This is a genomic window from Ruegeria sp. CJ3 (assembly GCF_056536725.1).
Window position 1 is genome coordinate 91437 of the sequence record NZ_JBQFQE010000013.1, and the last position, 12664, is coordinate 104100.

16 protein-coding genes are annotated in these 12664 nt (G+C 60.3%); 9 read left to right on the forward strand and 7 right to left on the reverse strand.

Translation table 11 applies throughout. The features are described 5' to 3' along the window. The first annotated feature begins 57 nt into the window (after positions 1–57). The 5 genes from ACR0J1_RS18480 to ACR0J1_RS18500 are packed head-to-tail and all read left to right on the forward strand — an operon-like array spanning position 58 to position 2951. The gene (locus tag ACR0J1_RS18480; RefSeq protein ID WP_480734156.1) at positions 58–465 is read left to right on the forward strand and encodes an HPr kinase/phosphorylase; all 408 of its coding nucleotides are present in this window, start codon (positions 58–60) and stop codon (positions 463–465) included. Next, positions 450–1343, forward strand: coding sequence for an RNase adapter RapZ (gene rapZ / locus ACR0J1_RS18485; protein ID WP_480734157.1), 894 nt, complete (start codon positions 450–452; stop codon positions 1341–1343). Before ACR0J1_RS18480 ends, rapZ begins: the two co-directional genes overlap by 16 nt. After that, the gene (locus ACR0J1_RS18490) at positions 1340–1732 is read left to right on the forward strand and encodes a PTS sugar transporter subunit IIA (RefSeq protein WP_480734158.1); all 393 of its coding nucleotides are present in this window, start codon (positions 1340–1342) and stop codon (positions 1730–1732) included. Before rapZ ends, ACR0J1_RS18490 begins: the two co-directional genes overlap by 4 nt. 16 nt (positions 1733–1748) lie before the next feature. Next, positions 1749–2018, forward strand: coding sequence for an HPr family phosphocarrier protein (locus tag ACR0J1_RS18495; RefSeq protein ID WP_170392593.1), 270 nt, complete (start codon positions 1749–1751; stop codon positions 2016–2018). 42 nt (positions 2019–2060) lie between these two features. After that, entirely contained in the window at positions 2061–2951 is an 891-nt protein-coding gene (locus tag ACR0J1_RS18500) for a lysophospholipid acyltransferase family protein (protein WP_480734159.1), read from the forward strand. A 79-nt stretch (positions 2952–3030) separates the two neighbouring features. On the opposite strand, the gene ACR0J1_RS18505 is transcribed toward ACR0J1_RS18500, so the two are convergent. Then, positions 3031–3906, reverse strand: coding sequence for a 3-hydroxybutyryl-CoA dehydrogenase (locus ACR0J1_RS18505; protein WP_480734160.1), 876 nt, complete (start codon positions 3904–3906; stop codon positions 3031–3033). 162 nt (positions 3907–4068) lie between these two features. Between ACR0J1_RS18505 and ACR0J1_RS18510 the strand changes: the two genes are divergently transcribed. Next, entirely contained in the window at positions 4069–4860 is a 792-nt protein-coding gene (locus ACR0J1_RS18510; RefSeq protein WP_480734161.1) for a DUF6473 family protein, read from the forward strand. 62 nt (positions 4861–4922) lie between these two features. Here ACR0J1_RS18510 and ACR0J1_RS18515 read toward each other — a convergent pair whose 3' ends face one another. From ACR0J1_RS18515 to ACR0J1_RS18540, 6 genes are all read right to left on the reverse strand, one after another. Next, positions 4923–5852 (reverse strand): electron transfer flavoprotein subunit alpha/FixB family protein, encoded by a 930-nt coding sequence (locus ACR0J1_RS18515; RefSeq protein WP_480734162.1) that lies wholly within the window; start codon positions 5850–5852, stop codon positions 4923–4925. After that, entirely contained in the window at positions 5852–6610 is a 759-nt protein-coding gene (locus ACR0J1_RS18520; RefSeq protein WP_480734163.1) for an electron transfer flavoprotein subunit beta/FixA family protein, read from the reverse strand. The genes ACR0J1_RS18515 and ACR0J1_RS18520 overlap by 1 nt, the downstream gene beginning before the upstream one ends. 184 nt (positions 6611–6794) lie before the next feature. Continuing rightward, positions 6795–7367, reverse strand: coding sequence for a cob(I)yrinic acid a,c-diamide adenosyltransferase (locus ACR0J1_RS18525; protein ID WP_480734164.1), 573 nt, complete (start codon positions 7365–7367; stop codon positions 6795–6797). Continuing rightward, entirely contained in the window at positions 7368–7571 is a 204-nt protein-coding gene (locus ACR0J1_RS18530) for a twin transmembrane helix small protein (RefSeq protein WP_480734165.1), read from the reverse strand. A gap of 77 nt (positions 7572–7648) precedes the next feature. Continuing rightward, entirely contained in the window at positions 7649–8476 is an 828-nt protein-coding gene (locus ACR0J1_RS18535; RefSeq protein ID WP_480734166.1) for an SDR family NAD(P)-dependent oxidoreductase, read from the reverse strand. 69 nt (positions 8477–8545) lie between these two features. Further along, the gene (locus ACR0J1_RS18540; RefSeq protein WP_480734167.1) at positions 8546–9175 is read right to left on the reverse strand and encodes an SH3 domain-containing protein; all 630 of its coding nucleotides are present in this window, start codon (positions 9173–9175) and stop codon (positions 8546–8548) included. 201 nt (positions 9176–9376) lie between these two features. On the opposite strand from ACR0J1_RS18540, the gene parC reads away from it, so the two are divergent. From parC to ACR0J1_RS18555, 3 genes are all read left to right on the forward strand, one after another. Continuing rightward, the gene (gene parC, locus ACR0J1_RS18545) at positions 9377–11725 is read left to right on the forward strand and encodes a DNA topoisomerase IV subunit A (RefSeq protein ID WP_480734168.1); all 2349 of its coding nucleotides are present in this window, start codon (positions 9377–9379) and stop codon (positions 11723–11725) included. Positions 11726–11823: 98 nt separating this feature from the next. Continuing rightward, entirely contained in the window at positions 11824–12417 is a 594-nt protein-coding gene (locus ACR0J1_RS18550) for a hypothetical protein (RefSeq protein WP_480734169.1), read from the forward strand. 111 nt (positions 12418–12528) lie between these two features. After that, positions 12529–12664, forward strand: a 136-nt coding sequence (locus tag ACR0J1_RS18555) for a GTP-binding protein (RefSeq protein WP_480732136.1), incomplete at its 3' end; no start/stop codon positions are given.

Sequence of the window (12664 nt, forward strand, 5' to 3'; positions counted from 1 at the left end):
GGGGGGCTTTTCTCGGACATTGCGGATCAGGACAGAGCGTGCGTTCACGCGTCCTGTGTGGCGGTACGAGGCGCCGGCCTGCTGATCGCGGGCGGCTCGGGGGCCGGAAAATCGGCGCTTGCGTTGCAGATGATGGCGCTGGGTGCGCAGATGGTGGCGGATGACCGGGTGGAACTGACGGTGCAGGGCACACGGCTCATAGCCGATGCGGTGCCGCCTCTGTGCGGGCTGATCGAGGCGCGCGGCATTGGCCTGTTACGCGCCGATGCGGCCGGGCCGGTTCCGTTGGCCTATGTGGTCGATCTGGACCAAAGCGAACCCGCCCGCCTGCCCGAGCCGCAGAACATTCGGGTGCTGAGGCAAACTGTTCCCTTGCTTCGGGCCGCAACCGTGCCCAATTTACCCGCAGCCCTGATACAACTTCTTAAAATGGGACGCGTGAGCCCGGAATGGCCGCATACATGACCGCGCAACGCCGCATCGTATTGGTAACGGGCCCGTCTGGCGCAGGCCGATCAACCGCGATCCACGTGCTCGAAGACCTCGGGTTTGAGGCCATCGACAACCTGCCTATGGGCCTGCTGTCGCGCCTGCTGGACAGTTCCGAGCCCGGCAGCCCGATGGCTCTGGGCATCGATGCCCGCAACCGCGATTTTTCCACCATCGGGTTCATCGAACTGGCCGCCAAGCTCGACCGGATGGAACAGGTCGACCTGACCACGCTCTATCTGGATTGCCGAGACGAGGTGCTGCTGCGCCGCTTCTCGGAAACCCGCCGCCGTCACCCGGTCGCCGCCGATGCCAGCCCGGAAACGGGAATCGTGCAGGAAAAGGAACTGCTGGCCCCGATCCGCGAGATCGCAGACACCCTGATCGACACCAGCGCCCTGAACGTCCACCAGCTGCGCGAAGAGGTCGAGCGCTGGTTCGCCCCCCGGGAAGGGCGACATCTGGCGGTGTCGATCGAATCCTTTTCGTATAAACGCGGCCTGCCTCGTGGTCTGGACATGGTCTTTGACTGCCGCTTTCTGGCCAATCCCTACTGGCGCCCCGAATTGCGCGAGGCCGATGGTCGAAATGCTGATGTGGCAGCCTATGTTCAGTCAGACATGAACTATGAGGCCTTCTTTGACCGTGTTGTCGACCTGCTGATCGAACTGCTCCCGGCGTTCCGGGCCGAGGGCAAGGCGCATCTGTCAGTGGCCTTTGGCTGCACCGGGGGGCAGCACCGCTCGGTCGCGTTGGCGGAAGCGGTTGCAAAGGCCCTTGCAGAAGCGGGCCAGCAGGTGTCAATTAGGCACCGCGAAATGGAGCGTCGTTCGTTGAATGTGAGGCCGGGTTGATCGGGATCGTAATCGTTGCACATGGGGGGTTGGCACAGGAATACCTGGCCGCCACGCAGCATGTTGTGGGTCAGCAGCCCGGGCTGGTGGCCGTCCCGATCGAGGCCGATCACGACCGCGAGGAAAAACAGGCCGATATCTGCCGCGCCGCCGATGCGGTCGATCAGGGCGACGGTGTGGTGGTGGTGACCGACCTGTTCGGCGGCAGCCCGTCGAATCTCAGCTTGCGCGCCTGCGCCCCGCAGGATCGGCGAATCCTTTATGGGGCAAACCTACCGATGCTGATCAAACTGGCCAAAAGCCGCCACCTGCCGCTGGCCGAGGCCGTGCGTCTGGCGCTCGAGGCCGGACGCAAATACATCAACGCCCAAAATGTGACGCTGGACTGAGACCGGATAGATTTGAATGACCACGAAAAGTTTGAAAATTATCAACGAAAAGGGCCTGCACGCCCGCGCCTCGGCCAAGCTGGTCGAGGTGGTCGAAGGTTTCGACGCCCGCGCCGAAGTGTCGCGCGACGGACTTTCTGCCTCAGGCGACAGTATCATGGGCCTTTTGATGTTGGCAGCGTCGCGCGGAAGCACTATTGACGTCGAGACGTCCGGCCCGGATGCTGAGGCGTTGGCAGAAGCGTTGGAAACCCTGGTGAATGACAAGTTCGGCGAAGGGTTCTGACACCCGATCTGCCGCGACACCAAGGACGGAAAGACCAGGCAATTGGCGGAAACCACGCACGATACCAAATCAGGCCCGGTGGTGGACCACGACACCGATCAGGGCGAGATCTACGACCGCCGAACCCTGACCTATGCCAACTCGTTCGACGATGCCTGGACGTCGACGGCCATTCGCACCATCGAATGGTTGACCGGTAAACTGACCATCCTGCGCATGGTCAACAAGTTCGAAAAGCAGAACGAACATTATCGCGGCCAGAAATTCTGGGGCGGCGCGCTCAAGACCATGGGCATCGACCTGACCACCCCGGCCGAACAGATTGCGCGCATTCCAAAAGAAGGGCCCGTCATTGTCGTTGCCAACCATCCGCACGGCATGGTCGATGGCATGATCTTCGCCGAGCTGATCGGCCGGGTCCGCAGCGATTATCGCATCCTGACCCGCTCGGTCCTGACCGGTCTGGACGAGGCGGCGACCTCGTTTATGATCCCCGTACCCTTCCCGCATGACCCCGAAGCGCAGGCCAAGATGCTCGAGATGCGCGGCAAGACAATGAAACATCTTGCCGATGGCGGCGTCGTGGCGCTGTTCCCGTCAGGCGTCGTGATGTCCTCGGACAGCTGGTTCGGCCCCGCGATCGAGCGGGAATGGAATGTCTTCACCGCCAAGATGATCCGCCGCTCGGGTGCCAAAGTGGTGCCGATCTTTTTCCCCGGCAGCAATTCGCGCTGGTACCAGATCGCCAACCGGCTGTCGCCGATCCTGCGTCAAGGCCTGCTGCTGCACGAAATCGTCCGCTCCTGCAACAGACCTCAGTCTCCTGTGATCGGAGAACCGGTGTCGGACGAAGACATGGCCCTGCTCGAACGCGACCCCCGCGGCTTCATGGCCTGGCTCCGCGACCACACGCTGGCCCTCGGCAAAACCTGATCCAAACCTTCATCTGGCCATAAATATCCCGGGAGTGAATTGAGCCGCAGGCTCAAGAGAGGGCTGGCCCTCTCAATTCCTAACGTGTCGGCACCGGTACCTCGCCCCGATAATCATAAAACCCGCGCTCAGTCTTGCGCCCCAGCCACCCGGCCTCGACATATTTCGTCAACAGCGGGCAGGGGCGATACTTGGTATCCGCCAAGCCGTCATGCAGCACGTTCATGATTGCCAGGCAGGTATCCAGACCAATGAAATCCGCCAATTCCAGCGGCCCCATGGGATGATTGGCCCCCAGCTTCATCGACTGATCGATCGACTCCACATTTCCGACGCCTTCATACAGCGTATAAACCGCCTCATTGATCATCGGCATCAGAATACGGTTGACGATAAAGGCCGGGAAATCCTCGGCGCTGGCCGAGGTCTTGCCCAACCGATCCACAACCGCCTTGCAGGCACTGAACGTTGGCTCATCGGTGGCAATGCCCCGGATCAGTTCCACCAGTTGCATCACTGGCACCGGGTTCATGAAATGGAACCCCATGAACCGCTCGGGCCGGTCGGTGCGGCTGGCGAGGCGGGTGATCGAAATCGACGAGGTGTTCGACGTCAGAATCGTATGCGGTTGCAGATGCGGTAGTAGATCCTCGAAAATGGCTTGTTTGACGGTTTCCCGTTCGGTCGCGGCTTCGATCACAAGATCGGTCTGACCGATATCTGGCAGGTTCAGCGTCGTCTTGATCCGTCCCAAAGCTGCCTGCAACGCCTCGTCCGAGATTTTCCCGCGCGAAGCTTGCCGTGCCAGATTGGCTTCGATTGTCGCCATCGCAGCATCCAGGGCCTCCTGGCTGACGTCATTGAGCAAGACATCATATTCCGCCAGCGCCATCACATGGGCGATCCCGTTACCCATCTGACCGGCACCGATCACTCCGACTGATTTTACATCCATGTTCTGATGCCTTTGCTCGTAGGTTACGGGCGACATTATGGGCAGTTGCAGGCGGGCGGCAAGGGGCGTGGGCCGGTCAAATTCGCTTCAAATGCGTACATTAGGATTTTCTCAAGACCTGCGGCGGCAAAATGGCGGCGGGTGAGACTTTGGGTGAGCGTGATGAGCTATCAACCGATCAGTGCGGGTGGTACCGCTGAACTGACGTGCAACTATGGTGCGTCGAAGCTGGTTTTCCGAGGGCCGGAGCGGGCATTGAGCCGCCCCTATGTGGCCTGCCTCGGCGGGGCAGAGACCTTTGGCCGATTCGTCGAACATCCATTTCCGGCGCTCCTGCAGCAGCGTCTTGGCCGTCGCTGCATCAATTTCGGCAGCCTCTTCTGCGGGGCCGAGGCGCTATTGCAGGACGAGGGGCTGACAGAACTCGCCAACGGGTCTGTGCTTTGCGTTCTGCAGTTGCCCGATCTAGGTGGGCATTCCAACCGCTTTTATCGCGTGCACCCCCGCCGCAATGACCGTTTCGTGGCCCCGACGCCGGATTTGGTGAAGCTTTATCCAGAAGAGGACTTTACCGAGATCCATTTCGTGGGCCACCTGCTGATGCGGCTGCAGACGCATTCGGATGGCCGCTTTGAACAAGTCAGCCATGCGTTGCAGCAAAGTTGGATCGACCATCTGCAAACGGTTCTGGACCAAATCACATGCCCGGTGGTGCTTCTGGCGCTTGAACTGGAGAGCCATTTGAGGATTGAACCATTCATGCTCAGCGCGCTGGCGCCTTTTTGTGCCAGAATTGTCCACTTGCAGGCGCAGGTCTCAGGCATGTCCGACGATCTGGAGGATGTGCTGTTCGGGACCCTGCAGCAGCCCATGGCCGAGCATATGATTGGCCCGGCCACACACCGTCGGGTTGCCGACGTCATGGCCTGTGCAATTCAGGATCTTGACCTGTAACAGAAAAGGCCCGCCAGTGGCGGGCCTTGCAAGATTTTTCGACGAAAAATCTCGGCCTTCGATCAGCCGAGTTTCTCGGTCAGTTCCGGCACCGCCTGGAACAGGTCGGCGACCAGACCGAAATCGGCAACCTGGAAGATCGGCGCTTCTTCGTCCTTGTTGATCGCCACAATGATTTTCGAGTCCTTCATGCCGGCCAGGTGCTGGATTGCCCCCGAGATGCCGACAGCGACATACAGGTCCGGCGCAACAACCTTGCCGGTCTGGCCCACCTGCCAGTCGTTCGGCGCATAGCCCGAGTCGACAGCAGCACGCGACGCGCCAACTGCAGCGCCCAGCTTGTCCGCCAGCGTTTCGATCAGCTTGAAGTCTTCTTCCGAACCGACACCACGGCCGCCCGAGACAACGACGCCAGCCGAGGTCAGTTCCGGACGGTCGCTTTCGGCCACCTTGTCCTCGACCCATGACGACAGACCTTCGGAGCCCGGCACCGAAACGGTTTCGACCGAGGCCGAGCCACCTTCGCCCGCCGCGTCGAAGCTGGCGGTGCGGATGGTGACGACTTTTTTGGCGTCGTTCGATTTCACGGTCTGGATCGCGTTGCCCGCATAGATCGGACGCTCGAAGGTCGAGCCATCGACCACGCCAGAGGCATCCGAGATCACCATCACGTCCAGAAGTGCTGCCACGCGCGGCATCACGTTCTTGGCGTCGGTGGTCGCAGGGGCCACGATATGCTCATAGCTATCGGCCAGCGAAACGATCAGCGCCGCGGTCGATTCCGCCAGACGATGACCCAGCGAGGCATCCTCGGCGACCAGGACCTTGGACACGCCGTCGATCTTGGCGGCGGCCTCACCGGCAGCAGCGGCCGAGCCACCTGCCGCCAGAACCGTGATGTCGCCCAGCGATTTGGTGGCGGCAACGGTCTTGGCGGTTGCGTCAACGCTCAGTTCGCCGTTGTTGACTTCGGCAAGCAGAAGTACAGCCATTACACAGCCCCCGCTTCTTTGAGTTTCTCAACCAGTTCATCGACCGAACCCACGATGATCCCTGCGGCGCGCGCGGGCGGCTCGTCGGTCTTGACGATTTCAAGGCGCGGGGTGACGTCGACGCCGTAATCGGCGGCGGTTTTCTCATCCAGCGGCTTTTTCTTCGCCTTCATGATGTTGGGCAGCGACGCATAACGCGGTTCGTTCATGCGCAGGTCGACGGTGACGATGGTGGGCATCTTGACGCTGATGGTCTGCAGGCCGCCATCCACCTCGCGGGTGACCTTGGCGCTGTCGCCTTCGATGTCCAGTTCGGACGCGAAGGTGCCTTGCGACCAGCCCAGAAGGGCTGACAGCATCTGGCCGGTGGCGTTCATGTCGTTGTCGATGGCCTGCTTGCCGGCCAGAACGATGCCCGGCTGTTCTTCCTCGACCACCTTGGCCAGAATCTTGGCAACGGCCAGCGGTTCGATGTCCTGATGCACGTCTTCGGCTGCGACAACCAGAATGGCGCGGTCGGCCCCCATGGCCAGGGCGGTGCGCAAGGTTTCCTGCGCCTGCTTCACACCGATCGAAACGGCAACGACTTCGTCAGCCTTGCCTGCTTCTTTCAGGCGGATCGCCTCTTCCACGGCAATCTCGTCGAACGGGTTCATCGACATTTTGACATTGGCGAGATCAACACCGCTGCCATCCGCTTTGACGCGAACTTTCACGTTGTAGTCGATCACGCGCTTGACAGGCACAAGTACCTTCATTTTTGCGTATGCTCCTTACAAAAACGGCAAGCCGCGCCGCGACTCCACCAATGCTCTCGCTGGTTTAGATAGCGGGTCACGATGCCCTGCAACAGAGCAAAATCGTCACGTCATGGTTTTGAGACGTCGCGTTTTGTCATTTTTTCGACAGGAAACGAAGTTTTATTTCCGCCGGGCGTACAGATCAGCGGTTCGCGCCCGGAATCCACAGCACGTCGTCACGCCCGCCATTGTTGGCGCAGCGCGCTGCGACAAAGAACCAGTCGCTGAGACGGTTGAGGTATTTCACCGCCACTTCGTTTACCGGCTCCATATTGGTCAGTTCCACCGCCAGACGCTCGGCCCGGCGCGATACCGTGCGGCAGACATGCAAATGCGCTGCCAGACGAGAGCCGCCGGGCAGGATGAAGCTGCGCAGCGGTTCCAGCGTGTCGTTCATCGCGTCGATCTCGGCCTCTAGTCGGTCGATCTGGGCCGCGACGATGCGCAGCGGGGTGTATTCGGCCTCGGCATCCTTATCCATGTCGGGGCGGCAGAAATCGGCGCCCAGATCAAACAGATCGTTCTGGATACGCGACAGGGCGGCCTCGACCTCGCCGTCCGCCTCGGTGCGGGCGACGCCGACGAAGGAATTCAGCTCGTCCACCGTGCCATAGGCCGCAACACGGCCCGAGTATTTGGCGACCCGTTCGCCATTGCCAAGCGCAGTTTTGCCATCATCGCCGGTGCGCGTGTAGATCTTGTTGAGAACGACCATCTATTGAACTCCCTGTCCGCGCAGATAGACGTAGAGCACAATCAGCACGACGGCAATGAACTGAAACAGGATGCGCAGCCGCATCATCTTGTTGCTTTTCATCGCGGCGTCTTTGCCGGGTTTTCCGAAATTCGAGATGCCAATGACCAGGACAGCAACCACCGCTGCCATCGCCAGAAGCAATACGACCATCAACAGGTCCATAAGGTCACCGTCCGTGTTTTGTCTCGTTGCGCCTGATGTAGCCTCAAAGCGGGTAAAAGCGAACGGGTAATTTCGCCTCAGATGTCCGACAGAATGCGGTCGATCATGCGGGTCGGCAGGATGCGGCGCAGATATGCGGCGATATAGGTGGGCGTGGTGACATAATACCGGCTGCGGGGGCGGGCGGCTTCGACCGCATGGGCCAGCTTGGCGGTTACCGCCGAGGCGGGCAATTCGAACCTGTCGGGCCCCGAGGATTCGTAGAGTCGTTTTATCACCGTATCCTCATATCGCTGGCGCAGGACCGAGTTTTCCCAATCGATAAAACGCTCGAAGACCGGAATAGCGTTTTCGCGGATTTTCGACGTGACCGGACCGGGTTCGATCAAAATGACCTTGATATCGGTATCGCGCAGTTCCAGCCGCAGCGTGTCCGACAGGCCCTCGATTGCGTATTTGGTGGCGACATAGGCCCCACGCCACGGAAAGGCGACCAGACCCAGAACCGAGGAATTTTGAACAATCCGCCCATGCCCCTGCGCGCGCATGACGGGAATCACCTGTCGGGTCAGTTCGTGCCAGCCAAAGACGTTGGTCTCGAATATCTGGCGCAGGCCATCCGTGGGCACATCCTCAACAGCGCCGGGCAGGCCGTGGGCGCCGTTGTTGAACAGGGCATCCAATGTGCCGCCGGTCGCCTCAAGCACCTGCTGCAGGCCCGAGGTAATGCTGGCCGCGTCGGTGTAATCGATCAGCGGGCTGTCAAAGCCTTGCGCCCGCAACCGGTCGCAATCGCGCTGCTGCCGGCACGAGGCAAACACCCGCCAGCCCCGCGCGCGCATCCCATGCGCCGCGTCCAGGCCGATGCCCGACGAACAACCCGTGATCAGGATGGTTTTCTGCATGTTGTCCCCGCCCCTATGCCTCGCCCATAGCTATGGCGAGGTTTCGGGCAGGACAATGACCCGACTGCGTCAGTTTCTGGTTTTGCGGATCAGCGAGGCTGAAATCCAACCGACCTGTTGCGTTTCCACCACGCGCAGGCGCAGCCAGCCGGTGCCGGATTCGGCAAACACCTCGACCTGCTGACCGATGGTGCCCTTGCCGATGATCGGATAGATCGTGCCGGGGCCGTCGCGCATGTTTACGCGGGTGCCGGCGATCTCGCGGATGTCTTTTTCGGGTTCTGGCAGAACAGCCGTTTCACTGGCATCGCTCACCGCGTCGGGCGTGACCTGTTGCAGCGCGGTTACCCCCTGTTCCAGCGAGGCCAGCGCCAGCGTCGCGTCCTGATCGGTCACGAAGGACGAATCGAGATTGAGGCCCGTGGCGATTTGCGCCAGTAGCGCCCGGGTTTCCTCGTCATCACTTGTCTGGGTGGCGTCGGGCACAATCTCGACAACCGGAATGGCGGGCAGTGCGGGCTGCGGCGTGGCACGGGTGACCAGCTGTTCAACGGCCGGCGCCGGGTCGTGATCTGTCTGTGCGGCGATCTGGCGGGGCTGTTCGGTGCGCACACCGCGCGGCTCGAAATCCGGCCCTCCGCTCATGACATAAAAGCTCCAGCCGAGCATGGCAAAAGTGATGATAATAACGCGCGTCATGGCGCACCCCCTGGCAATCGTAACAACAATAAAAAGGCAGCAGTAAGAATGACTGAAAGGATACCATAGATCAGGCGCTGAGTCGAAAGGCGGGGGAAATCCGATACTTGCCTCCCCCTGTTGCAAAAAGCCTGATGTGTCCGGGGTAAAATGTGCAGCGATTGCTTTACCACGGCGCACTTGCGGCGTATCACATCATGTATGAACGACACGATTGACGACCCCAACATGGAGGCCCCCGAGAACGGGGGCGAGATAGCCGAGCCGCTGCGCCGCGCGATTGGAGAGCGCTATCTGACCTATGCGCTGTCCACCATCATGCACCGCGCTCTGCCGGATGCACGGGACGGGCTGAAGCCGGTTCACCGGCGAATCCTCTATGCAATGCGCGAGTTGCGACTCAGTGCGACGGGGGGATTCCGTAAGTCAGCGAAAATCTCGGGCGACGTGATGGGCAACTATCACCCGCATGGCGATGCTGCGATCTATGACGCGATGGCGCGGCTGGCGCAGGATTTCAACGTCCGTTATCCGCTGGTCGACGGGCAGGGGAATTTCGGCAATATCGACGGGGACAACCCTGCTGCCTCGCGATATACCGAGGCGCGGATGACCATCGTGGCCGAGGCGCTGCTTGAGGGTCTTAATGAAGACGCCGTCGATTTCCGCGACAACTATGACGGCACGCTGACCGAGCCGGTCGTGCTGCCCGCGCAGTTCCCGAACCTTTTGGCCAACGGGGCCAGCGGTATTGCCGTGGGGATGGCGACGAATATTCCACCGCACAATATCTCGGAACTTTGCGATGCCTGTCTGCATCTGATCAAAACGCCCGATGCGCGGGACGACACACTGTTGAACTACGTGCCGGGCCCGGACTTCCCGACCGGCGGCGTGATCGTTGAGCCGCCCGAGAATATCGCGCAAGCCTATCGCACCGGGCGCGGCTCGTTCCGTTTGCGCTGCAAGTTCGAAGTTGAGGATCTGGGCCGTGGGCAGTGGCAGATCGTGGTTACCGAGATCCCCTATCAGGTTCAGAAATCCAAGCTGATCGAAAAGATCGCCGAGCTGATCCAGACCAAGAAAATCCCGATCCTCGCAGATGTGCGGGACGAATCCGCCGATGATATCCGCCTGATCCTTGAACCGCGTTCCAAGAATGTGGACCCCGAGGTGTTGATGGGCATGCTCTATCGCAACTCGGACCTCGAGGTGCGGTTCAGCCTGAACATGAACGTGCTGATCGACGGCGTGACGCCCAAGGTCTGCTCGATGAAGGAAGTGCTGCGCGCCTTCCTTGATCACCGGCAAGAGGTGCTGATCAGGCGGTCTCGCTATCGTTTGGGGAAGATCGATCACCGTTTGGAGGTGTTGGAGGGCTTTATCGTCGCCTTCCTCAACCTCGACCGCGTGATCGACATCATCCGATACGACGATGACCCCAAAGCCGCACTTATGCGCGAGGATTGGGGCATCGATCACGTCCGTGCCACGGACGAATCCGACTACATCACACCCAAACCGGGCGAGGGCGAACTGTCCGAGGTTCAGGTCGACGCCATCCTCAACATGCGCCTGCGTAGCCTGCGTCGGCTGGAAGAGATGGAACTGGTCCGGGAGCGCGACGAGTTGATGCTGGAGCGCGCCAATCTCGAAGACCTGCTGGCCGATCCTGCCTTGCAATGGGCCAAGATCGCCGAGCAGTTGAAAGAGACCAAGAAGACCTTCGGCAAAGACTATGAAGGCGGCGCGCGCCGGACGCGGTTCGCCGAAGCGGGGCAGGTCGAAGAAGTGCCGCTTGAGGCGATGATCGACCGCGAACCGATCACGGTCGTCTGTTCCCAGATGGGCTGGATTCGCGCCATGACCGGTCATATCGACCTGAAACGCGAGTTGAAGTTCAAGGACGGCGACGGCCCGCGATTCATCTTCCACGCGGAAACCACCGACCGCCTGCTGGTCTTTGCCTCTAACGGGCGTTTCTACACGGTCAGCGCTGCCAACTTGCCGGGCGGACGCGGAATGGGTGAGCCGCTGCGCCTGATGGTCGACCTGCCGAACGAGGCGCAGATCATCGACATTCTGATCCACAAACCGGGGCGCAAGTTGCTGGTCGCCTCGGATGCGGGCAACGGTTTCATGGTGCCCGAAGATGACGTGCTGGCACAGACCCGCAACGGAAAACAGGTGCTGAACGTCAAGGGCGACGAGACAGCGATGATCTGTAAACCCGTTGAAGGCGATCACGTCGCCGTCGTTTCGCAGAACGGTAAGTTCCTCGTCTTCCCGACGGAAGAACTGCCCGAGATGACCCGAGGCAAAGGTGTGCGCCTGCAGAAATACAACATGGCGCGCGGGCGTCAGGGGACGCTGGAACTGGATGGCGGTCTGTCTGACATCACCACGTTCAACTGGGAAGAGGGCCTGAAATGGTCCATGGGCGGCGACAAAACCCGGCACGAGGCGGATATGTCCCAATGGCTGGCTAAGCGCGCAGGTGTTGGCAAAAAGGCCCCCTATGGCTTCCCGCGCGACTATAAGTTCTCGTGATCAAGCGGCCCGTTTGGTGAAAATCTGCCGATACCGCTTGGCACACCCCGTATCGGTGCGCTAGATCAGATGAAAACAGGCCTATCGAGACGAGAGACATGCTGCGCATTCTGACACTGATCACCGGGCTGGCCCTGATGGGTGCCTGCACCCAAACGCAGGTTTATGAAGAACCCGAAAGCCTGGGCGAATTCAAACTGCGCGTGAACTACGCCTTCGCCGACAAGGCGATACAGGGCCCGGTCTCGCGCGATGCCACGCCGGACGAATGGACGGCAGCGATTCAGAACGCCGTTGATATCCGACTTGGTCGGTATGAAGGCGCGCAGGATTATGACATCGGCATCAGCCTTGAAGGCTATATGCTGGCCCCTCCGGGCATTCCGGTAATCTACAACCCCAAAAGCACCGCGATCGTGCTGGTGAACGTCTATGACGTGAACAAGAAAGAGTTTCTGGCCAAGGGCAAGAAATTTCAGGTGCTGGAAGACACGACCGGGGGAAGTGCCCTCAAAGGCTCGGGCAATGAACGCACCAAGGACGAGCAGATGAGCGGGCTTGCCCTGAAAGTTGCCGACCGGGTCGAAGAGTGGCTGGCCGAAGAACATCTTGAGAATGGGTGGTTCGACAAGCGCCCCAGCCTGATCCAGCCGCTCGATTCCGGGGTCGTCACGCAAAATCCGGCGTCCTGATCCGCTTTTCCCTCAGGATGTGCTTGATTTTCCCCCCTAAACCAAATATCTCGCGCGCGCAGAGGAAACCGGGACCGAGGGTCCCCCAAATCGCAAAAGGGCGCCTGAGGAATGGCAAAGGAAAAGTTTGAGCGTACAAAACCGCACGTCAACATTGGCACGATTGGCCACGTTGACCATGGTAAAACGACGCTGACCGCAGCGATCACCAAGTATTTCGGTGACTTCAAAGCGTATGACCAGATTG